At 69.9% G+C, this 22,070-nt stretch carries 18 protein-coding genes; 14 read left to right on the top strand and 4 right to left on the bottom strand.

All coding sequences use genetic code 11. The features are described 5' to 3' along the window. Positions 1 to 110 precede the first annotated feature (110 nt). Both RAN53_RS05445 and RAN53_RS05440 read right to left on the bottom strand, forming a co-directional pair. Positions 111 to 1,010 (bottom strand): carbon-nitrogen hydrolase, encoded by a 900-nt coding sequence (locus RAN53_RS05445; protein WP_305795807.1) that lies wholly within the window; start codon positions 1,008 to 1,010, stop codon positions 111 to 113. 294 nt (positions 1,011 to 1,304) lie between these two features. Further along, on the bottom strand, positions 1,305 to 2,348 hold the full coding sequence (locus tag RAN53_RS05440; protein ID WP_305795806.1) for an agmatine/peptidylarginine deiminase: 1,044 nt from the start codon (positions 2,346 to 2,348) through the stop codon (positions 1,305 to 1,307). Between the two features lie 156 nt (positions 2,349 to 2,504). Between RAN53_RS05440 and RAN53_RS05435 the strand changes: the two genes are divergently transcribed. The 4 genes from RAN53_RS05435 to RAN53_RS05420 all read left to right on the top strand — a co-directional run bounded on the left by RAN53_RS05435 (position 2,505) and on the right by RAN53_RS05420 (position 7,824). Next, the gene (locus tag RAN53_RS05435) at positions 2,505 to 3,329 is read left to right on the top strand and encodes a hypothetical protein (RefSeq protein WP_305795805.1); all 825 of its coding nucleotides are present in this window, start codon (positions 2,505 to 2,507) and stop codon (positions 3,327 to 3,329) included. Further along, positions 3,326 to 5,632, top strand: coding sequence for an EAL domain-containing protein (locus tag RAN53_RS05430; protein ID WP_305795804.1), 2,307 nt, complete (start codon positions 3,326 to 3,328; stop codon positions 5,630 to 5,632). The genes RAN53_RS05435 and RAN53_RS05430 overlap by 4 nt, the downstream gene beginning before the upstream one ends. Positions 5,633 to 5,831: 199 nt before the next feature. Further along, positions 5,832 to 7,073, top strand: coding sequence for a lipoprotein-releasing ABC transporter permease subunit (locus tag RAN53_RS05425; RefSeq protein WP_305795803.1), 1,242 nt, complete (start codon positions 5,832 to 5,834; stop codon positions 7,071 to 7,073). A gap of 37 nt (positions 7,074 to 7,110) precedes the next feature. After that, entirely contained in the window at positions 7,111 to 7,824 is a 714-nt protein-coding gene (locus tag RAN53_RS05420; RefSeq protein WP_305795802.1) for an ABC transporter ATP-binding protein, read from the top strand. 86 nt (positions 7,825 to 7,910) lie between these two features. Here RAN53_RS05420 and RAN53_RS05415 read toward each other — a convergent pair whose 3' ends face one another. Then, positions 7,911 to 8,450 carry a DUF2062 domain-containing protein gene (locus tag RAN53_RS05415; protein WP_305795801.1) on the bottom strand — a complete coding sequence of 180 codons (540 nt, stop codon included), beginning with the start codon at positions 8,448 to 8,450 and terminating at the stop codon, positions 7,911 to 7,913. Between the two features lie 112 nt (positions 8,451 to 8,562). Between RAN53_RS05415 and RAN53_RS05410 the strand changes: the two genes are divergently transcribed. From RAN53_RS05410 to murB, 9 genes are all read left to right on the top strand, one after another. Then, the gene (locus RAN53_RS05410) at positions 8,563 to 10,845 is read left to right on the top strand and encodes a DNA internalization-related competence protein ComEC/Rec2 (protein WP_305795800.1); all 2,283 of its coding nucleotides are present in this window, start codon (positions 8,563 to 8,565) and stop codon (positions 10,843 to 10,845) included. A 40-nt stretch (positions 10,846 to 10,885) separates the two neighbouring features. Next, positions 10,886 to 11,584, top strand: a complete 699-nt coding sequence (locus RAN53_RS05405) for a MotA/TolQ/ExbB proton channel family protein (protein WP_305795799.1) — start codon at positions 10,886 to 10,888, stop codon at positions 11,582 to 11,584. Continuing rightward, on the top strand, positions 11,581 to 12,018 hold the full coding sequence (locus RAN53_RS05400) for an ExbD/TolR family protein (RefSeq protein ID WP_305795798.1): 438 nt from the start codon (positions 11,581 to 11,583) through the stop codon (positions 12,016 to 12,018). The genes RAN53_RS05405 and RAN53_RS05400 overlap by 4 nt, the downstream gene beginning before the upstream one ends. Further along, positions 12,015 to 13,787 (top strand): lipid A export permease/ATP-binding protein MsbA, encoded by a 1,773-nt coding sequence (gene msbA / locus RAN53_RS05395; protein WP_305795797.1) that lies wholly within the window; start codon positions 12,015 to 12,017, stop codon positions 13,785 to 13,787. The genes RAN53_RS05400 and msbA overlap by 4 nt, the downstream gene beginning before the upstream one ends. Positions 13,788 to 13,949: 162 nt before the next feature. Further along, positions 13,950 to 15,017 (top strand): tetraacyldisaccharide 4'-kinase, encoded by a 1,068-nt coding sequence (lpxK, locus tag RAN53_RS05390; RefSeq protein ID WP_305795796.1) that lies wholly within the window; start codon positions 13,950 to 13,952, stop codon positions 15,015 to 15,017. 10 nt (positions 15,018 to 15,027) lie between these two features. After that, complete coding sequence (locus RAN53_RS05385; protein WP_305795795.1) at positions 15,028 to 15,237, top strand: Trm112 family protein; 210 nt, start codon at positions 15,028 to 15,030, stop codon at positions 15,235 to 15,237. After that, entirely contained in the window at positions 15,237 to 16,043 is an 807-nt protein-coding gene (kdsB, locus tag RAN53_RS05380) for a 3-deoxy-manno-octulosonate cytidylyltransferase (RefSeq protein WP_305795794.1), read from the top strand. The genes RAN53_RS05385 and kdsB overlap by 1 nt, the downstream gene beginning before the upstream one ends. Next, a complete protein-coding gene (locus RAN53_RS05375) occupies positions 16,043 to 16,519 on the top strand; it encodes a low molecular weight protein-tyrosine-phosphatase (protein ID WP_305795793.1) in 477 nt (158 codons plus the stop codon). The genes kdsB and RAN53_RS05375 overlap by 1 nt, the downstream gene beginning before the upstream one ends. Continuing rightward, a complete protein-coding gene (murB, locus tag RAN53_RS05370) occupies positions 16,516 to 17,544 on the top strand; it encodes a UDP-N-acetylmuramate dehydrogenase (protein WP_305795792.1) in 1,029 nt (342 codons plus the stop codon). Before RAN53_RS05375 ends, murB begins: the two co-directional genes overlap by 4 nt. Positions 17,545 to 17,639: 95 nt before the next feature. On the opposite strand, the gene rne is transcribed toward murB, so the two are convergent. Then, on the bottom strand, positions 17,640 to 20,549 hold the full coding sequence (rne, locus tag RAN53_RS05365; protein WP_305795791.1) for a ribonuclease E: 2,910 nt from the start codon (positions 20,547 to 20,549) through the stop codon (positions 17,640 to 17,642). 564 nt (positions 20,550 to 21,113) lie between these two features. Between rne and RAN53_RS05360 the strand changes: the two genes are divergently transcribed. Then, positions 21,114 to 22,061, top strand: a complete 948-nt coding sequence (locus RAN53_RS05360; protein ID WP_305795790.1) for an RluA family pseudouridine synthase — start codon at positions 21,114 to 21,116, stop codon at positions 22,059 to 22,061. Positions 22,062 to 22,070: the final 9 nt, after the last annotated feature.

Raw genomic sequence — 22,070 nt, 5'->3', positions numbered from 1 at the left:
GCCAGGAGGCGCTGTGAATACGTCCCTGTACGCTACCTCGGCCATCCCTGGTCCTCGGACCTCCTCTTCGGCCTGCCCCCGGCGCCCTCGGCTTGCCCGCTGTTTCGGTCTCAGTCTCGATAGCGGCGGGTCAGGTCGCCGTAGGCGTCGACGCGGCGATCCCTGAGGTAGGGCCAGATGCGTCGCACGTCCTCGCCGCGGCCCATATCCAGGGTCACCAGCAGGCGCTCGGCCTGGGTGCCGGCGTGGGCCAGCAGCTCGCCCTGGGGGCCGGCGATGAAGCTGCCGCCCCAGAAGTCGACGCCGCGCCCGACCCCGGAGTGGTCCGGCTCGTGGTCGACGCGGTTGGCCACCACCACCGGCACCCCGTTGGCCACCGCGTGGCTGCGCTGGATCAGCGTCCAGGCGTCCTTCTGGCGTGACTTCTCGGCATCGTCGTCGGCGGGGTCCCAGCCGATGGCGGTGGGGTAGAGCAGCAGTTCCGCGCCGGCCAGGGCCATCAGGCGCGCCGCTTCCGGGTACCACTGGTCCCAACACACCAGCACGCCGAGCCGGCCTACCGAGGTGTCGATGGGGGCGAAGCCCTGCCCGGCGCCGTCGGCGTCCCCCGGGGTGAAGTAGAACTTCTCATAGAAGCCCGGGTCGTCGGGGATATGCATCTTGCGGTAGTGCCCGACGGCGCCACGCTTGCGGTCATAGACCACCGCGGTGTTGTGGTAGAGCCCGGCGGCGCGGCGCTCGAAGAGCGAACCCACCAGCACGATATCGAGTTCGGCGGCCAGCGCGGCCAGGCGACTGCCGGTGGGGCCGTCCAGGGGCTCGGCCAGGTCGAACAGCTCGGTGTCTTCGTACTGGCAGAAGTAGTGGGTGGCGTGCAGTTCCTGGAGCATGACCAGCTCGGCGCCGGCGGCGGCCAGCTCGCGGATGCCGGCCTCGCTCTCGGCGAGGCTCCTGGCCTTGTCGGGCCAGGCGGGCTGCTGGACCAGGCCGACCTTCAGATGGCGGGACATGGTGAACTCTCCTCGTGTCTGGTTACTCTGGATTCACTTAAAGGCTGTCATCGCCGCTCGGGGCTTTTCTGGCGACAAGCCCCGGAGCGCCGGACCGTCGAGGAGGCGCTGTGAATACCTCCCTCCCTGTACGCTACCGACGCCCTGCGGCGCTCTCGCATCCTGCGCCGCTTGCAGGGCCGGTGCTGACCATCCATGGTCAGCCCGTTCGGAGCTTCGCTCCTCACCCCTGGCGTAGGACCTCCTCTTCGGCTTGTCCCCAGCGCCCCTGCTGGTGTGGCTATGAGACAGTTTTCAGGCCTGTTTGCTTAGGCTGCCGCGGGGCAGCTGCATGGTCAGGCAGTGCAGGCTGCCGTGCTGGCGGATCACGCTGCGACAGTCGATGGGCACGATATCGCGGTCCGGGAAGGCCTCTGCCAGGGCGGCCAGGGCCCGGGCGTCGGCGGCGTCGCCGTAGGTGGGCACCAGCACGGCGCCGTTGAGGATCAGGAAGTTAGCATAGGTGGCCGGCAGGCGGTGGCCGTCCTCGGGATCCAGGCAGGCTTTGGGCCAGGGCAGGGGCACCAGACGGTAGGGCTGGCCGTCGGCGCGGCGCATCGCCTCGAGCTCCGCCTCCATGGCGGCAAGCGCCGGGTAGTGGGGATCCTGCTCGTCGTCGCAATGCACGTAGGCGATGGTGGCCGGGTCGCAGAAGCGGGCCAGGGTATCCACGTGGCTGTCGGTGTCGTCGCCCTCCAGGTGCCCGTGGGACAGCCACAGCACCCGCGTCACGCCGAAGTCCGCGTGGAGCCACTCCTCCACGGCGCGGCGGTCGAGCCCGGGGTTGCGATTGGGGTTGAGCAGGCAGGCCTCGGTGGTGAGCAGGGTACCCTCGCCGTCGCTCTCGATGGCGCCGCCCTCCAGTACCAGGCCACGCTCGCTGACCGGGCAGGCATAGGCGCCGGCTGCGGCGAGGCGGCGGGTCAGGGTGTTGTCCCTGGCGGCGGGAAATTTCCCGCCCCAGCCGGTGAATACATAGTCGTTCAGTACCAGCCTGCCGTCGCACTCCACGGCCAGGGGGCCATGGTCGCGAGCCCAGGTGTCGTCCGCCTCGGCGACCACCAGCGTCAGCCGCTCGGCAGGGACACCCAGCAGGGAGAAGCGTCGCGCGAGGTGGGTGCGGACAAGCGTGGTGGGCACGCTGATCAGCACGCTCTCGTAGCGGGCAATGGCCACCACCATCGCCTCCAGGGTCGCCTCGATGCGCTCCAGCATCGATGCCCAGTCGCTCTCCGGGCCGGGCCAGGTCAGTTGGACGGCATCCTGGGGATGCCACTCGGGGAGCAGGCGTGTGGCCATCGGGTCGTGTCCAGATCGTTAGGTGTCAGGCGGCGAATGTAGGCGGCCCGGTCGCGCTATGCAAGAGTACGGGGCGGCACAGCCCTAGCTGGTCTTCCCCCCGGGCGGTGGTATCCTGACGGCATCGACGACCGTTCCGGGTCGCTAAGGAGTTGCATGCGCGCCAGTTCCCTGCTTTCCGTGATCACCGTGCTGGGTCTGACGCTCGGCGGCTGTACTACGCTTCCCGACCGCGAAACGGTGGCCGCCACCTCGAGCGACTGGCTGACGCGTTCCGGCGAGGCGATCAGCGCCCAGGGCCAGCGCCTGGCGGGACTCTTCGAAGGCGATGATGCCGAGTCGGTGGCGTTGGCCCAGGAGCGTCGCGAGGAGCGCCAGGCGCTGTTCGACCAGCCCTGGATCGATCCGCTGACCCGCTACCTGGAGGAGCATGGCGAGGATCCTCGCTATGCCGAGGTGCTGACCGATATCTCACGGGAGCGTGACCGCCGCTGCGCCGCCATTGCCGACGAATACGCCGAGCGCCCCGCCAATCGCGAGACCCTGGCGCGTCTTCGGCAGGGCTACCTCTACTCCTGCCCCGCGGAGGTCAATGCCTTCTATGCACGGGTGCGCCAGCAGGAGCCACGCCGTGCCGCCGCGGCACCGGCACCCGTTGCCGTCGAGGCGCCCGCCGAGCCCCTGAAGGAGCGTGATGCGCAGGAGGAGGAGGCGGTGGATCGGCGCCAGGCCAACGACTGCTATCTGCTGTTCACCATCCGTAACCTGCGGCAGGCCCGCGAGGCCTGCCTGGTATCCGCAGAGCAGGAGGATCCCCGTGCCCAGCGGCACCTGGGCAGCATGGCCGAACTGGCAGGCGAACGGGAGGAGGCGCTGGGCTGGTTCCGGCGTGCCGCGAGCAATGGCGATAGCCAGGCGAAGGCGCGGCTCGAGGCGCTCACCGCCCCGCCCGGTGCCGCCGACCCCGAGGTCGACCGGTGAAGAGACAGCGCCCCTTCCTCGGGCGCCGACCCCTGATCATGCTGCTGCTGGCGCTGCTGGTGGCTCTGTTCTGCGGTGGCATGTGGCTGCTCTCGACCCTCAATCTGCGCTTCGCGGAAGGTGCCCTCTCGGAGCTGCGTGAGCGGCAGATCGTCGATACCTTCCATGCCAACCTCGACCGTATCGACGCCCACCATCGGCGCATGGAGCAGAACAGCCGCGGGCTGGCCCGGGCGGGAGTGCTGCTTACCGAGATGGAGACGGGGGAAGCCAGGGTATCCGAGGCCCTGGAGCAGGCCCTCGAGGAGTTTCCCGACGCCCGAGGGGCGACCCTCTGGCTTACCCGGCTATCACCGCCTGCCGCGATGTTCGCGCGGCGCGAGGGGCCGCGAGTGGTGGTCGAGCCACTGGAGGCCGGCTGGGCCCAGGCTGAGTGGTTGCAGACCCGCCTGGCGGGGTGGCGAGAGGGCAACGGCCAGCCCCACTGGACGGCCACCTACTTCAAGCCGCGCATCGACGATGCGGTGATCAGCGTCAGTACCCCTGTCCGCGATGCGGCGGGACGCGTGCTGGGCATGGCCGCCAGCGACTGGGTGGCCGATGACATCATCGGCCTGGTCAGCGATGTGCAGGTCACGCCCAGCACCTTCGCTTTCCTGGTCGATCGCGAGAATCGCAACCTCTCCAGCCTGGCCCGTGCCGAGGACCAGCAGCGTGCCCAGCGTCTCATCGAGGCGGTGTCGGCGCTGGCGCTGCATCAGGATGCCGGTGAACTGGCCGCTCTGAAGGGCATGGTGCGTCGCGATCTGGACCTCGGAGGAGAGCCCTGGTCGCTGTATCACGACGCCACCCGTGCCGGCATGGTCTTCGGCATCGCCGTGCCCCAGGCCGAGATCGATGCCGTGCTGACCCCCATGCGCGAGGTCAATCTTCAGCTGCTGGTCGGCATCGGGCTGGTCCTGCTGCTGCTCGCCGGGATGATCCTGTTCCTGGTAGCGGGGCTGCTGCGCCAGCTGCGCACTCTCTATACCGATCCGCTGACCCGGCTGCCCAACCGCGCGCGACTGCTGGCCGACCTCGAGGCGGGCCGGGCGGGCTCGCTGATGCTGGTCAATGTCGACGGCTTCAAGCAGATCAACGACCTCTTCGGCCATCGGTGTGGCGACAGGGTGATCCAGCGCCTGGCGGAGCGCCTCGAGGAGCTGCTCAAGGCGAGTGGCTGGCGCGACTGCCGGCTCTATCGCATGCCGGGGGATGAACAGGCCGTATGGCTCCCCGGCACCGTGGCGGACGCCGCCCTGCAGGCCACGGTCGAGACCCTCTACCAGGCCCTGAGCGGCCTGCGGCTCGACTGGCGCGGTCAGGAACTGCCGCTGCAGATGACCCTGGGCGTGGCCTCGAGCTGGCAGCTGGAGAACGGCCCCGATGGTGACGAGACCCTGCTCTCATCGGCCAATATCGCCCTCAAGCAGGCCCGTGCGGCGCAGCGGCCCTACGCCTTCTATGACCCGGCGACCCGGGTGCGACGCGACTACGAGCGCAACCTGGCCTGGGCCAATCGGCTGGCCGAGGCCCTCGATGATGGCCGGGTCGTGGCCTATTTCCAGCCGATTCTCGAGGTGGCGAGCGGGCGGGTCGGCAAGTTCGAATGCCTGGTGCGGATGCTTGATGAAGAGGGCGAGCCGGTCAGTCCCGGCGTCTTCCTCGAGGTGGCCCGGCGCAGCCGGCTCTATCGCCGACTGACGCTGACCATGATCGACCGCTGCCTGGCGGCACTGGCCGAGAGCCCCCACGAGTTCTCCCTGAACCTTTCCGGCGAGGATATCGTCGATGCCGCGATCAGCGAAGCGCTGCTGGCACGGGTGGCCGAGAGTGGCGTCGGCGAGCGGCTGATCTTCGAGATCCTCGAATCCGAGGGGATCGACAACTATGCCGCGGTCAGCGCCTTCATCGATCGCGCCAAGGCGCTGGGCGTGCGGATCGCCATCGATGACTTCGGCAGCGGCTACTCGAACTTCGAGCACCTGCTGCGCCTCGACGTGGACCTGCTCAAGATCGACGGCAGCCTGGTGCGTCAGCTCGATACCGACCCCGGTGCCGAGACGCTGATTCGCGGTATCGTGGGGTTCGCCCGCGAACTGGGCATCACCACGGTGGCGGAGTTCGTGCACAGCGAGGCGGTGCTGGCCCGGGTGCGTGCCCTGGGAGTCGACTTCGCCCAGGGGGCCTGCATCGGCATGCCCGGGCCGCATCCCGAGTTCGAGGCCGCCGTCGGTGAGGGCCGTGCAAATCCCGTGGATTAGCCCCTCCCGGCGATGCAGCGCCACCGCAAAAGCCTTACCATGGGCGCCCGCTGCCTTGCTGCAGGGCTCTCCGCCTGACGCCAGGGTTCTCGCCGCCTTGCTCCAGGGCTATCGCCGCCTTGCTCCAGGGCTATCGCCGCCTTGCTCCAGGGCTATCGCCGCCTTGCTCCAGGGCTATCGCCGACAAGGAACGCCATCAATGCTGGATAGACTGCCCTTCCTGATCGGGTTGCGCTATGTGCGCGCCAAGCGCCGCAACCATTTCATCTCCTTCATCTCGTTGACCTCCATGCTGGGCCTGATGCTCGGCGTGGCCGTGCTGATCCTGGTGCTCTCGGTGATGAATGGCTTCGATCACGAGCTGCGCACGCGCATCCTCGGCATGGTGCCCCACACCAAGATCGAAGCGCGCACCGGCATGGTCGAGTGGGAAGGGCTGGCCGAGCGCCTGATGGAGCGCGAGCGGGTGATCGGCGCCGCCCCCTACGTGGAACAGCAGGGCATGTTCTCGGTAGGCGGCAACAACCAGGGCGCCATGGTCAACGGCATCCAGCCCGAGTGGGAGGACCGGGTGTCGATCATCGGCGATAACATGCAGCAGGGCAGTCTCGCCGACCTCGAGCCCGGCGAATGGAACATCGTGCTCGGCTCGATCCTGGCGCGACGCCTGGGGGTGGGGGTCGGCGACAGGGTCACCCTGCTGGTACCCGAGGCCTCGATCACCCCGGCCGGGGTATTTCCGCGTCTCAAGCGCTTCAACGTCAGCGGCATCTTCAGCGTCGGCGCCGACCTCGACGCCGCCCTGGCCTACGCCCATATCGAGGACATGCAGACCCTGGCGCGCCTGGGCGACGCCGTGGGCGGCCTGCGCCTGGAGCTCGATGACCTGTTCGCGGCGAGCGCCGAGACCCGTGCGATCGTCGATGAGCTGGGGCCTGGCTACCGCGGCTACGACTGGACCTTCTCCCACGGCAACCTGTTCCAGGCGATCCAGATGGAGAAGCGCATGATCGCGCTGCTGCTCACGGTGATCATCGCCGTGGCGGCCTTCAATATCGTCTCGACCCTGGTGATGGTGGTCACCGACAAGCACGCCGATATCGCCATCCTGCGCACCATCGGCGCCACGCCGCGCTCGATCATGGGCATCTTCGTGGTCCAGGGTCTGGCCATCGGGGTGATCGGGATCCTGGTGGGCGTGGGGCTCGGGGTGTTGCTGGCGCTGACCATCTCCGACGTCATCGACTGGGTCGAGGCGGTGTTCGGCATCCAGTTCCTCGACGCCGGCGTCTACTTCATCAGCAATCTTCCCTCGCGGCTGCACTGGGAGGACGTCGGCAATATCGTCGCCGCGGCCCTGGTCCTGACCTTCCTCTCCACCCTCTATCCGGCATGGCGCGCCGCCCGCGTGCAGCCGGCGGAGGTGCTGCGCTATGAATGATGCCCGCCACGCCCCGAGCCCCCACCAGGAGACAACCATGCAACGCACCGCCGGGCAGACGATGCTGGAGTGCCACGACCTGACCCGCATCTATCGCGAGGGGCCGCAGGACATTACCGTGCTCGATGGGCTCACCCTCACCGTCAATGCCGGTGAGCGGGTGGCTATCGTCGGCAGCTCCGGCTCCGGCAAGACCACGCTGCTCAACCTGCTGGGCGGGCTCGACCGGCCCAGTCGCGGCGAGGTGAGGATCGCCGATGAGTCGCTGCTCAACCTCGGCGAGGCCGCCCTGGGGCGCTTCCGCAACCGTCACATCGGTTTCGTCTACCAGTTCCACCATCTACTGGCCGAGTTCACCGCGGTCGAGAACGCGGCCCTGCCGCTGATCGTGCGCGGCCAGCACAAGAAGACAGCCGAGGCCAGCGCCCTGAGGCTGCTGGAGAAGGTGGGCATGGCGGCGCGCGCCGATCACAAGCCCGGCGAGCTTTCCGGTGGCGAGCGCCAGCGGGTGGCCATCGCCCGTGCGCTGGTCACCGATCCCAGCCTGGTGCTGATGGACGAGCCCACCGGCAACCTGGACCAGCACACCGCGGCCGGCATCCTGGCCCTGATGGATGAGCTGGCGCGCACCACCGCCTGCGCCTTCGTCATCGTCACTCACGATACGGCCATGGCCGCCCATCAGGACCGCGTCATGCGCCTCGACGAGGGCCGGCTGAGCGAGCAGCCGCGGTCGTCGACCGCGGACTGAGCGCGACACCTTCGCTGTGCCGACGGCCGCCTCTCGAGGCGGCCGTCGGCATGTCGGGGCCGGGTTGGTGGGACTGGAGGCGAGGGCTACAGGGCGTCGTCGCAATCGGCGCGGCGCCGCCGTCGATGACGGGCCTTCCAGCTGCGCGAGACCTGCCAGCGCCACAGCAGCCGCACCGCCAGGTTGGCGGCGAGGGCCAGCGCTACCGCCGTGACCACCGAACCCAGCGCCAGGGCGGGCAGGATGTCGCCCAGCCGCTCGGCGACCCAGTGGGGGGAGAGGCGCTCGGGGGCGTCACGTGCCGGCACATCCATCAGCCAGGCCCCGAGGCGGTAGTTGGCGTAGAAGATCAGCGGCATGGTCAAGGGGTTGGTGACCCATACCAGGCCCACCGAGAGCGGCAGGTTGCAGCGTGCCAGCCAGGCGCCGCAGGCCGCCACCGCCATCTGCAGGGGGATCGGCAGCATGGCGCTGAACAGGCCCACCGAGAAGGCGTTGGCCACGCTACGGCGACTCAGCATCCATAGCGCGGGATTGCCGATCAGGCCGTTCATGAAGCGCAGCGAGCGCTGTCGCCTCAGGGCGTCGGGGTGGGGCATGTAGCGCTGTAGCAGGCGGCGCGGCATGGGCACTGGCTCGCGGCATCGTGACCTGGCCTATTATCCATACAAGGCGGCGGGACCGCACCCGCGGCCTTTCACGCTGCTGGGGATCGGCCCCGTTTGTCGGAGCCAGGCAATGCCGAGAGGATGGGCACTTCCCCTGGCCCTTGCCGTGCTTGCGGGCATCGGGCTGGGGGCCAGTCCGCCACCGGGCCTCGCCGAGGGGCTGGGCCTGGCGCTGCTGTTCACGCTGGCACTGCGCCGCCCGGCGGCGGTGGCGGGTGTGCTGCTGGTCGCCTGGATGGCGGGCGCCGTGCTGACGGTGCAGGGCGGGCAGCTGCCGCCGGGGCTGGGGGGTGTCGACCTGGTGCTGGAGGGGCGGCTGGAATCGGTGGCGCCCCAGGGGCGGCTGACACGCCTCGGCGTGGCCGTGGAGCGGTGTCGGCCCATTGCCTCGCCGCGGCTGCCCTGCGGGGAGCTGAGGCGGGTCCGGCTCAATGCCTATGCGCCGCCTGCCATGCTGGCGGGCGAGCGCTGGGCGCTCGCCGTCAGGCTGCGACCGCCCGGCGGTCTCGCCAACCCGGGTGCCTTCGACTACCGCGCCTGGCTGTGGCGCGAGGGCATCCAGGCGACCGGCTATGTGCGCGATTCACCGGCCCCGCAGCGTCTCGCGACGGCGTCGCCCGACCCGCGCCGCCTGTCACTGGCGCTGCTCGACGAGCAGAACCTGCCACCACGCCCGGCTCGTTGGCTGGCGGCCCTGACCCTGGGGGCCGGCGACCGGCTCTCCGATGATGACTGGGCGCTGCTCAACGCCAGCGGCACCACCCACCTGATGGTGATCTCCGGACTCCACGTGAGCCTGGTGGCGGGCTTCGTGCTGCTGCTGGGCCGCGGCGTCGCGCGCCTGGTGGCACCGGGTCGCTGGCGGCTGGCGGTATGGCCCTGGTGGCTGGCGGGGCTCGGGGCGAGTGGTTATGCGCTGCTGGCCGGGCTCGAGCCGCCGGCCCTGCGCGCACTGACCATGACCCTGGTGGGCCTCTGGGTGGCCAGCGGGCGCCATGCGCCGGGAGCATGGCAGGGCTGGTGGCTGGCCCTCGCCGTGGTGCTGCTGATCGACCCGCTCAGCGCCTGGCGGCCGGGGCTATGGCTCTCCTTCGGGGCGGTGGCCATGCTGATCCTCATCTGGCAGGGCAGGCCGCGCCCGCGCGGGGTGCGCGGCTGGCTATGGGGGCTGGTGCGCACCCAGCTGCTGCTGGCCCCGGCGATGGCGGCCGCCGTGCTGCTGGCCTTCGATCGGCTGGCGCCGGGGGCACCGCTGGTCAACCTGGTCGCCGTGCCGCTGGTGGGAAGCCTGCTGGTTCCCCTGGGGCTGCTGGGCTGGCTGCTGACCCCCTTGCCGGGGCTGACCCAGGCCTGTTGGTGGCTGTTTGCACGGCTGGCGGAAGGGCTGGCCCGGCTGCTGGAAGCGACGGCGGCGTGGCTGCCTCCCTGGCACCCCCAACCCGCCCAGACGCTGCCGGTGGCGCTCTCGCTGCTGGTGCTGGCCGCGCTGTGGGGGCTGCCCGGCCTGGATCGGCGCCTGCGGGTGGCGGCCTCGCTGCTGCTGGGGCTGGTCCCGCTGCTGTGGCAGCCCGACCGCTTGCCGTCAGGCGAGCTTGAGGTCAGGGTTCATGACGTGGGCCAGGGCCAGCTGGTGGAGCTCGCTACCGCCGACTATCGGCTGCTCTACGATACCGGTCCACGCTTCGCCTCGGGCTTCACGCCGCTGGAGACGCTGTGGCCACCGGGGCAAGCCTTCGACACGGTGATCGTCAGCCACGCCGATGGCGACCATGCCGGTGGCGTGGCGGGCCTGGAAGCGCAGCATCGCGTCGCGCGCTTCCTGGGGCCCCCGGCAGCATTGCCGGCGGCCCGTGGCGAGCCCTGCGCGGCGGGGCGCGAGTGGCGTCGTGACGGCGTCGCTTTCCGCCTGTTGTGGCCACCCCACGACGTGCGGGGATTCTCGGACAACGACCGCTCCTGCGTGCTGGAGGTCACCGCCGGCGAGCATCGCCTGCTGCTGACCGGCGACCTGGGCAAGGCACAGGAGCGCCGGCTGCTGGGTGAAGTCGCCGCCCCCGTGAGCCTGCTGCTCGCCGGTCACCACGGCAGTGCCACCAGCTCGGGCCCCGCGCTGGTAGAGGCGCTGGCCCCGCGCCACCTGGTCTACAGCGTGGGGCGCCATAACCCCTTCGGCCACCCGGCGCCCGAGGTGGTCAGGCGCTTCCGGCGCGCCGGGGCCTGCCAATGGAGCACCGGCCTGGACGGCGCCCTGACCTTCCGGCTCGGCGGTGACGAGTTGCCGGGGCCCGAGACGGCCCGACCCGGCGTCCGGCCCGGTGTCGATTGCGGGCACCTTGCGTTAGAATCGCCGTGAACGCGGCGGGACTCCCGCGGCCACCGGAGAGGATGAGCGCATGGATATGATGGAGGCCCTGATCGCCGGGGGCTGGCTGATGCTGCCGCTGCTCGGCTGCTCGCTGCTGGCCACGGTGATCATCATCGAGCGCCTGTGGACGCTGCGCGCCGGGCGCATCGCCCCGCGCGGGCTGGGCCAGGAGGTGTGCACCCTGATCACCCGCGGCCAGGTCAACCTCTACTGGCTGGAGAGCCATTCGCCGCTGGGCGGGGTGCTGGCCGCGGGGCTGCGCAATGCCCGGCTCGGCCACGAGCAGGTCAGGGCGCGCCTCACCGAGGCCGCCACCGCGGTGATCCACGACATGGAGCGCTTCCTGAGCCCGCTGGGCACCATCGCCGCCATCGCCCCGCTGATCGGCCTGCTGGGCACCGTGGTCGGCATGATCGAGGTGTTCGCGGTGATCGTCTCGGGTGACGGGGCGAGCCGTACCGCCGATCTGGCCGGCGGCATCTCCCAGGCCCTGGTGACCACCGCGGCAGGCCTCACCGTGGCGATCCCCGCGCTGATGTTCCACCGCTACTTCCAGCGCCGGGTGGAGGATATCACTGTGCGCATGGAGGAGCAGGCCGGCCAGGTGGTGGAGTTCCTGGCCCACTATGGTGACGACATCACGCTGGCCGAGCGCCAGGAACCGGCCCGTGACGCCGAGCGCGTCGAGGCCGATGGTCGGCTCGCCCCCGAGGTGAGGCGCCCGTGAGGTTCCCTCGACGCCGCCGTGACCCGGTGGAGGTGAATCTCACCCCGCTGATCGATGTGGTGTTCCTGCTGCTGATCTTCTTCATGGTCTCCACCACCTTCGAGACCCGCCAGGCGCTCGAGCTCACCCTGCCGGAGTCGGTCAGCGGCGTCGCCGCCGAGCCATCGCCGGTGACCCTGGTGGTCAGCGCCGAGGGCGTCTATCGGCTGGGAGGGCGCGAACTGGCCCCCGAGTCGCTGGGCGCGGCGCTGGCCGCCGAGGCACAGCAGGCCCGCGAGCATGGCCTGGTGGTGGAGGCCGATGCGCAGGCCCGCCATGCCGACGTGGTGCGTGCCCTCGACCAGGCCGGCCTGCAGGGCATCCAGCGCGTGCGCATTGCCACCACCGAGAGCTCGCCGAGCGATTCCTTACCCAGACCAGCGGAGACGCCGTGACCCCCATCGGGACTTCCCAACACGCTTCCCGGCAGTCGGGCCTGACGCTCTATCGCCGCCTGCTCAGCTATGTGCGCCCCTACTGGCGCTCCTTCGCCCTGGCCATCGTTGGCTACGCCATCTATGCCGCCTCCAGCACCGCCCTGGCGGAGATGATGAAGCGCCTGATCGATGGCATCCAGGAGCCCGACGCCGCCTTCCGGCTGTTCCTGCCGCTGTTCGTGGTCGGGATGTTCGCCGCCCGGGGGCTGGGTACCTTTCTCGGCACCTACTATATGAGCAACGTGGCACGCAACGTGGTCCATGCGCTGCGCTGCGATGTCTTCAACCATATGTTGCACCTGCCGGGGCGCTTCTTCGACAGCCACTCCAGCGGCCACCTGATCTCGCGGGTCACCTACCACGTGGAGCAGGTCACCGGCGCCGCCACCAAGGCGTTGACCATCCTGCTGCGCGAGGGGCTCTTCGTGATCGGCCTGGTGAGCTACCTGCTGTGGACCAACTGGATGCTGACGCTGCTGTTCCTGGCCGTGACGCCGCTGATCGGCGGGGTGGTGAGCTATACCAGCAAGCGCTTCCGGCGCATCTCGGGGCGCATCCAGGCCTCCATGGGGGAGGTCACCCACGTCGCCTCCGAGGCGCTCTCCGGCTACCGGGTGGTGCGCACCCACGGAGCCGAGAGCTTCGAGAAGGCCCGCTTCGCGATGGCCAGTGACTACAATCGCCAGCAGAGCCTGAAGGAGGCACTGACCAAGGCGATCAGCACCCCGGTGATCCAGCTGCTGGTGGCCCTGGCCCTGGCGGTGCTGGTGTGGCTCGCCATGTCACCGGCACTGATGGCCGACATGACCGCCGGCGAGTTCGTGGCCTTCATCACCGCCGCCTCGCTGTTGGCCAAGCCGGTGCGGCAGCTCACCGAGATCAACAGCGAGATCCAGAAGGGCCTGGCCGCCTCGTCGGAGCTGTTCGGGCTGCTCGAGGAACCCCCCGAGCCCGACGAGGGGACCCACGAGCCCTCGCGGCTCGCCGGTCGCGTCACCCTGGAGGGGGTCTCCTTCCGCTATGCCGATGGCCAGCCGGAGGTGCTCAAGGGCATCGATCTGGAGGTGGCCGAGGGCGAGATGGTGGCGATCGTAGGGCGCTCGGGCAGCGGCAAGTCGACGCTGGTGGGGTTGCTGCCGCGCTTCTATCGTCCCAGCGCCGGGCGCGTGCTGATCGACGGCGTGCCCCTGGATGACTATCGGCTGGCGCCGCTGCGCCGACAGATCGCCCTGGTCTCCCAGCAGGTGACCCTGTTCAATGCGAGCATCGCCGACAACATCGCCTATGGCGTGGAGAACGCCGACCCGGCGGCCATCGAGGCGGCGGCACGTTCCGCCCACGCCCATGAGTTCATCGAGCGCCTGCCCCAGGGCTATGCCACAGTGGTGGGTGATAACGGCGTGATGCTCTCCGGCGGGCAGCGTCAGCGCCTGGCCATCGCCCGGGCGATCTTCAAGGATGCCCCGCTGCTGATCCTCGACGAGGCCACCTCGGCGCTGGATACCGAGTCCGAGCGCCATATCCAGGCGGCGCTGGAGGAGGTCTGCAAGGGGCGCACGACCCTGGTGATCGCCCACCGCCTCTCCACCATCGAGCGCGCCGACAGGATCCTGGTCATGGAGCAGGGCGAGATCATCGAGCAGGGCAGCCACGCCGAGCTGCTGGCCCGTGACGGCGCCTATGCCGCGCTGCACCGCCTGCAGTTCCAGGAGGTCGACCCGGCATGAGTACCTTGCAGGAAGCCCAGCCGACGGCGGCCTGTATGGCCGCGCTACACCGTCAGCAGTTCCAGGAGGTCGACCCGGCATGAGTACCTTGCAGGAGACCCAGCCGACGGCGGCCTGTATGGCCGCGCTGCACCGCCTGCAGTTCCAGGAGGTCGACCCGGCATGAGTGGCCTCGGCGAGCGCTGGCTTACCGCCGCCTACCGGGGTGACGCCTGGCTCACGCTCCTGCGGCCGCTGGAGGCGCTCTACCGCTGGGCGGTGGCGCGCCGCGCCGCTGCCTATGCCAGCGGGCGCCGCCAGGCCTGGAGCGCGCCGGTGCCGGTCATCGTGGTCGGCAACCTGACCCTGGGCGGGACCGGCAAGTCGCCGCTGGTGGCATGGTTGGTGGAGCGGCTCGCCGCGCAGGGCTGGCGGCCGGGCATCCTGTCGCGGGGTTATGGCGGCAAGGGCGCCGACCATCCGCTGCTCGTGGAGCCCGCGACGCCGGCCGCGGCCTGCGGCGACGAGCCCCGCATGCTCGCCGACCAGACCGGCGTGCCGGTGGTGGTGGACCCCGACCGTCCCCGCGGCGCCCGGCGACTGCTGGAGGTCGGCTGCGACATCCTGGTCAGCGATGACGGCCTGCAGCATCTGGCCCTGGCCCGCGACCTGGAGCTGGTGGTGGTGGATGGTGCGCGGGGCTTCGGTAACGGCCGCTGCCTGCCGGCGGGGCCGCTGCGCGAATCCTTGTCGCGCCTGGACAGCGTCGATGCCATCCTGGTCAACGGCGAGCCGCAGGGCCCCTTGCCTCTCGCCGCCAGGCGCATGGCACTGGCGCCATCCGCCTGGCGTCGCCTCGGCGATGGCCGGCGCTACCCCATCGCGCCGCCGCCGTTCTCGGGGCCGGTCCACGCGGTGGCCGGCATCGGTCGGCCGCAACGCTTCTTCGAGACCCTCGAGGCGCTGGGTATCGAGGTGATTGCCCACCCCTTCGGCGACCATCATGCCTTCCGCGCCGACGAGCTGCGCTTCGCCGATCATCGGCCGCTGGTGATGACCGCCAAGGATGCCGTCAAGTGCCGCGACCTGGCCCCCGGGGAGAGCTGGGTGCTGGAGGTGGAGGCGTCGCCCGAGCCTGCCTTCGTCGCCTGGCTCGACCAGCGACTCGCGGCGTTGAAGGCCCGCCCGGTATCCGGCAACGATGACACGAATCCGCGAGCCGGCGTGATGCCGGCTCATCCCCCGACGTGAGGTGAATACGATGGACAAGGAACTGCTGGCCATGCTGGTCTGCCCGCTGTGCAAGGGCAAGCTCAAGTACCACCGCGAGGCCGACGAGCTGCACTGCCTCTTCGATGGCCTGGCCTATCCGGTCCGCGATGGCATTCCGGTGATGCTGGCCGAGGAGGCGCGACAGCTCTCCGTCGACGAGAAGCTGCACGACTCTCCCGGGCGCACGGGAGAGTCCTGATGGCGGAGGGGAAAGGCAAGTATCCCAGGGAGTTCATCGCGGTCATCCCGGCGCGCTTCGCCTCGTCGCGGCTGCCCGGCAAGCCGCTGGCCGAGATCGCCGGTGAGCCCATGCTGGCCCACGTCTGGCGGCGCGCCGGGCAGAGCGCGGCGAGCCGGGTGGTGGTGGCCACCGACGATCCGCGTATCGAGCAGGCCATGGCGCCGCTGGGTGCCGAGGTGGTGATGACACGTGCAGACCACCCCTCCGGCACCGACCGGCTGGCCGAGGTGGCCGAGCGCCTGGGGCTCGCCGACGATGCGGTGCTGGTCAATGTGCAGGGCGACGAGCCGCTGATCCCCCCCGCGCTGATCGATCAGGTCGCCGAGCGACTGTTCGACGACCCTGGCGCCTCCATCGCCACCCTGGCTGAGCCGATTAGCGAGGTGGCATCGCTGTTCAACCCCAACGTGGTGAAGGTGGTGCGCGCCCTGGATGGCCGCGCCCTCTACTTCTCCCGGGCACCCATCCCATGGGATCGCGATGCCTTCGCCACGCGGCCCGAGTTGCTCGAGACCGATGCCTGGCTGCGCCATATCGGCCTCTATGCCTACCGCGCCGGCTTCCTCGCCGAGTACCGCGACTGGCTGCCGTCGCCCCTGGAGCGCCTGGAGCATCTCGAACAGTTGCGTGCGCTGCATCACGGACATGCCATCCAGGTGGCGCTGGCCCGGGAGCCCCATCCCGCGGGGGTGGACACCGCCGAGGACCTGGCCCGAGTGCGGGCCCTGCTGACAACCGACGACGCTGAATCGGGAGGCCACTGATGCGCGTGCTCTTCGTCTGTCTGGGCAATATCTGCCGCTCGCCCACCGCAGAGGGGGTCTTCCGTCGCAAGCTGGAGGAGCGGGGACTGGCTCACCGGGTCGCGGTCGACTCCTGTGGCATCGGGCCCTGGCACGCGGGCAAGGCGCCGGATCAGCGCGCCCGGGAGGCGGCCGCCCGGCGCGGCATCGACCTCTCGGCACTGCGCGCCCGCCAGCTGCAGGGGGCCGACTTCCATGGCTTCGACTATCTGCTGGCCATGGACCACGACAACCTGCTGGCCATGCGCGAGCAGGCCCCCGAGGGACTCGACGCCCATATGGGGCTCTTCCTCGAATTCGCGGGCCTGCCGGACACCGCCGTGCCGGACCCCTACTATGGCGGCGAGGAGGGGTTCGAGGAGGTCCTCGACCTGATCGAGCGTGCCGCCGACGGCCTGCTCGAGGAGATCACCGTGCGCCTTGAGGCACCGCGGTGAATCTGGTGCGTTTTTCCCCGCGTGAGCTGACCCGTGCCAATACCCTGGGCCTGCCCTGTGTGGCGGAGCGCTTCAGCGCCCCCGGGAGCCTGGCCGAGCTGCAGGCCTCCCTGATCGAGGCGCGGGAGCGGGGCTGGCCGCTGACCCTGCTCGGCGGCGGCAGCAACCTGATCCTGCCGCCGCGCCTGGCGGGCCTGGTGGTGCAGCCGGCCATGGCCAACTGGTGGCAGGAGGAGGGCGAGGAAGACTCGGTGCGGATCCATGCCGAGGCCGGAGTGAACTGGCACGAGCTGGTCATGGCGCTGGCCGCCCGGGACCTGTGGGGCACCGAGAACCTGGCGCTGATTCCCGGCCGCTGCGGTGCCGCACCGATCCAGAACATCGGCGCCTACGGCGTGGAGCTGGCCGATGTGCTGGAGGCGGTGGAGGTGGTCCATCTGGCGGATGGCAGCGTGAGCCGGCTGAGCCCAGAGGCGTGTCGATTCGGCTATCGCGACAGCGTCTTCAAGGGGGCGATGGCGGGACGAGTGGTGATCACCCGACTGGTGCTGCGCCTGTCTCGCCGGGCCCAGCCGCGCCTCGGCTACGGCGATCTCGCGAGCCGCACGGGGGCGTCGCCCACGGCGCTCGAGGTGGCCGAGGCGGTGTGTGCCATCCGCCGTGAGAAGCTGCCTGACCCCGCGCAGCTGGGCAATGCCGGCAGCTTCTTCAAGAATCCGCAGGTGACGAGTGGGCTGGCCAAGCGATTGCTGGCCGAGCACCCCGACATGCCGCATTTCCCCCAGCCGGACGGTCGGATCAAGCTGGCTGCCGGCTGGCTGATCGACCAGTGCGGCCTCAAGGGGTGGCGGGAGGGCCACTTCGGCGTGCATGACCGCCAGGCGCTCGTGCTGGTGCATTTCGGTGGTGGCAGTGCCACCGAGCTGCTGGCCTTCGCCGATCGGGTGGCCGGCCGTGTCGCCGAGCGCTTCGGCGTCGAGCTCGAGCGCGAGCCGCGCCTGGCCCGGGGACAGGCGCCCCGCTGACCCCGTGAGCCAGGGCCCGCGGCCGGGGCAATCAAAACGACAGCGCCCGCAGCCATGGCTGCGGGCGCTGTGCCTTCCAGGGGAGGAGCGGGGCCTCAGCCCTGCTTGCCCTCCTGCTCACGACGGCGGATCTCCCGCGGGTCGTTGTGGGCACGACGGCGACGGCGGTTGGCGCGGCGCTCGGCCGGGGTCTCTGCCTTGGGCTCGGGCTGCTGCTCGGCCTGGGGCGCTTCCGCCTTGGGCTCGGGCTTCGGCTCCGCCTGGGGCGTCTCTGCCTTGGGCTCGGGCTTCGGCTCCGCCTTGGGGGCTTCTGCCTTGGCTTCGGGCTTCGGCTCCGTCTTGGGTGCTTCGGCCTTGGGCTTCGGCTCCGCCTTGGGGGCTTCGGCCTTGGGCTCGGGCTTCGGCTCCGCCTGGGGCGCCTCTGCCTTGGCCTCGGGCTTCGGCTCCGCCTTGGGGGCTTCGGCCTTGGGCTCGGGCTTCGGCTCCGCCTTGGGCGCCTCGGCCTTGGCTTCTGGCTTCGGCTCGGACTGGGGCGCCTCTGCCTTGGCTTCGGGCTTCGGCTCCGCCTTTGGGGGTTCTGCCTTGGCTTCGGGCTTCGGCTCCGCCTGGGGCGCCTCGGCCTTGGCTTCGGGCATCTGCTGGGCCTGATCCGCGGTCACGGCCTGGGCGGCTTCCGCCTGCAGGCGCTGCTGCTCTTCCAGGGCCTTGGGATTGATGGCGTGCTGGCGGCTGCGGTTGCGCGGATTGTTGCGCGCGCGCTTGGGCTTGCCGTCATCCACCGGCGCATCGGCCCTGGTGTCGGCCGGCTTCCTGCCTTCCTCCTGCTTCTGGGGCTCGGCCGGTTTCTGGGCGGCACGCGGGTCACGCTTGTCGCCACCGTTCTGGCGGCGGCTGTCGTCGCGTCCCTTGGCGGCGTCCTGCTGACGGGGCTGGCGGCCCTCTTCCTGGCGATTGCCGTCCTGACGGCCACGGTTGCGGCCTCCGCGGCTGCCACGATTGTCACGGCTGTCGCCGCCTTCCGCCTTGCCGTCGCCGCGCTCATTCTCCTGGCGCGGCGAGCTGCGCCGTTCGTCGCTGCGTGGGCGGCGCTGACGGCTGTTGCGTCCGCCGCGCTCCTCCTCGCGGGAAACCGGCTTGCGCTCGCCCTTGTCGCTGCCTGCCGATGCGGGCGCGGTTGTCGGCTTCCGGGAGGCGTCGCTGGACGGCGCCTCTTCGCCGCCGAGCAGCTTGGAGAGTCCCTTGACCAGGCGGCCAAGCACGCCGCCCTGGGGCTCCATGGCCACCGGCGGTGTGCTGCGACTCGGGGCGGCGGCCTTGGCGGGGGCCGGAGGCGCCTTCTGCTGCCGCGGGGCCTCTTCCTGTTTCTGCGGCGCTTCCTCCTGCTGCAGCGAGGCGGGCGCGGGCTCGTGGTGAATCACGGTCTTCACCGCCGCCTCCGCACGCTGCACCGGCTTGCCGAAGGAGGCTTCCGGCTCCTTGCCCACCTCGGTGTCGAGGGGGAGCTCGAAGCTCGACTTCTGGCTGCCGTCTTCCTCGACGTGGTCATCGCGCAGGCGCTGGACGTCGTAGTGCGGGGTGTCCATGTCGGGGCTGGGCAGCAGCACGACACGCACATCCTGGCGGCGCTCTATGTCGGCCAGCACCTTGCGCTTCTCGTTGAGCAGGTAGGTCGCCACCGGCACCGGCAGGATGGCGCGGATCTGGGCGCTGCGCTCCTTCATCGCCTCTTCCTCGATGAGGCGCATGATGGAGAGCGAGATGGAGCGCACGTCGCGGATGGTGCCCTGGCCGTTGCAGCGCGGGCAGACCACACCGCTGGTCTCGCCAAGCGACGGGCGCAGGCGCTGGCGCGACATCTCCATCAGGCCGAAGCGCGAGATGCGGCCGATCTGCACCCGGGCGCGGTCGAGTTTGAGGGCGTCGCGCATGCGGTTCTCGACCTCGCGCTGGTTGCGCGCGGGGCTCATGTCGATGAAGTCGATCACCACCAGGCCGCCGATATCGCGCAGGCGCAGCTGGCGAGCGGTCTCGTCGGCCGCCTCCAGGTTGGTCTGCAGGGCGGTCTCCTCGATATCGCTGCCGCGGGTGGCGCGGGCGGAGTTGATATCGATGGAGACCAGCGCCTCGGTATGGTCGATGACGATGGAGCCACCGGAGGGGAGCTTGACCTCACGCTCGTAGGCGGTCTCGATCTGCGACTCGATCTGGAAGCGCGAGAAGAGCGGCACCTCGTCGACGTAGAGCTTGATCTTCTGCTGGTAGGAGGGCATCACCTGGCGGATGAAGGCCAGCGCCTCCTCGTGTACCGCGGGGCTGTCGATCAGCACCTCGCCGATATCCTGGCGCAGGTAGTCGCGCATGGCGCGGATGATGACGTTGGATTCGCGGTAGATCAGGAAGGGGGCGGGGCGCTTGCCGGCCTCGGCGGTGATCGACTCCCACACCTGCACCAGGTAGTCCAGGTCCCACTGCAGCTCCTCGGGGCTGCGGCCGATGCCGGCCGTGCGCACGATCAGGCCCATGCGGTCCGGCACGCTGAGCTGGTTCATCGCCTCCTTGAGCTGGCTGCGCTCCTCACCCTCGATGCGCCGCGAGATGCCGCCGGCCTTGGGGTTGTTGGGCATCAGTACCAGGAAGCGGCCGGCCAGGGAGATGAAGGTGGTCAGGGCGGCGCCCTTGTTGCCACGCTCCTCCTTGTCGACCTGGACGATCACTTCCTGGCCCTCCTTCAGTACCTCCTTGATGCTGGGGCGGCCGTCGGGGTCCTTGACGAAGTACTCGCGGGAGATCTCCTTGAGCGGCAGGAAACCGTGGCGCTCGGCGCCGAAGTCGACGAAGGCGGCTTCGAGGGAGGGTTCTATGCGGGTGATCTTGCCGCGATAGATATTGGCTTTCTTCTGTTCCCGGGCACCGGATTCGATGTCCAGATCGTAGAGGCGTTGACCATCGACCAGCGCGACGCGCAGCTCTTCGGGCTGGGTCGCATTGATGAGCATCCGTTTCATGTTGACTCGCACTATATGGCGCCGGCGAGCGCGACGTGGCGAACCGCTGTGTGCTGCGTGCCTGTGCTCAGCGCATGTCACGGATGCGCAGCTGCGTCCGACCGCGTCGCTCCCGGTGGGGCAGCGCCGCGGCATGAGCCTGTTGAGTACGTGGCGGGGGCAGGACATGTTTCGGTGGGCGTCACCCATCCGGCCCTGCGGTCACCGCCAACACCTGGCATTCATCGATTCGCCTACGCCGGCCTCCGGCACGCTGTTGAACGTGTCCCGTGGCCTGCCGTCGCTCCGTGACTGAGGTAGCGGCGGGGGGATACGGGCGTGGCGCGTTTATCGCTGTATCACTTGTCTCTTGCAACCGGCGGCGGGACGTCTTGGCGTCGTCGCGGCCTGATCTTTTCGCTCCGGCCTGCGTGTCTGTCGGGCAGGCGCCTTGCGGGTGCAATGATGCCCATTGGAGCGACTTGGCAATATAACAGCAAGCGCCATGGGCAGCAATTGGCGCCGCGTGGGGCACAGTGCGTTAGAATGCGCCCTTTCGCAGTTTCTGATCAGTGGAGTCTCGGCATGGCCGAAGGGCGCGACGTACAGTGGGTGGAGGTGACGGAAGGGCAGGATGGCCAGCGGGTCGACAACTTCCTGATGACGCGCATCAAGGGAGCGCCGCGGGCGCTGATCTACCGCATCGTGCGCAAGGGTGAGGTGCGCGTGAACAAGAAGCGCGTCAAGCCGGATACCCGCCTTGCCACGGGCGACCTGGTGCGCATCCCGCCACTGAAGCTGTCGCCTCGCGAGGCGGTGCGCGAGGTGAGTGACAACCTGCGCAACCTGCTGGCCGGCAGTGTGCTGGTGGAGGGGCGTGACTGGCTGGTGATCAACAAGCCCTCGGGGCTGGCCGTTCACGGTGGCAGCGGGGTCAAGATCGGCCTGATCGAGGCGCTGCGCCAGGTGCGCGAGGATCTCGACTTCCTGGAGCTGGTGCACCGGCTGGATCGTGATACCTCGGGCTGCCTACTGCTGGCCAAGTCGCGTCCGGCGCTGCTGGCGCTGAACGCCGCCCTCAAGCAGCAGCAGATGGACAAGCGCTATCTCGCCCTGGTGGCCGGTCGCTGGCCGGCGCGGCGCGACTACGTGGCGGCGCGGCTCGACCGCTATACCCTGGCCAACGGCGAGCGTCGGGTCCGGGTCGACCCGGCCGGGAAGGTCTCGCGCACCCTCTTCACGGTGCGCGAGGCCTTCCCGAGGGCGACCCTGCTGGAGGCCGAGCCGGTCACCGGCCGAACCCACCAGATCCGAGTTCACGCGGCCCATGCGGGGCATCCGCTGCTCGGCGACGACAAGTACGGCAGCCGCGAGAGCCAGGCGATGGCGGCGCGGCTGGGACTCCCGCGGCTCTTCCTGCATGCCGAGTCGCTGGCCTTTCCCGAGCCCACCAGCGGTCGCGAGGTCCGCATCCGGGCGCCGCTTCCCGATGACCTTCAGGTGGTGCTTGCCCGTGCCCGCGAGGCCAGCTGAGGAGTGATG

The organism is Halomonas sp. SSL-5, from assembly GCF_030708455.1.
Lineage (GTDB): Bacteria > Pseudomonadota > Gammaproteobacteria > Pseudomonadales > Halomonadaceae > Halomonas.
This window is presented reverse-complemented; position numbering and strand designations above follow the sequence as displayed.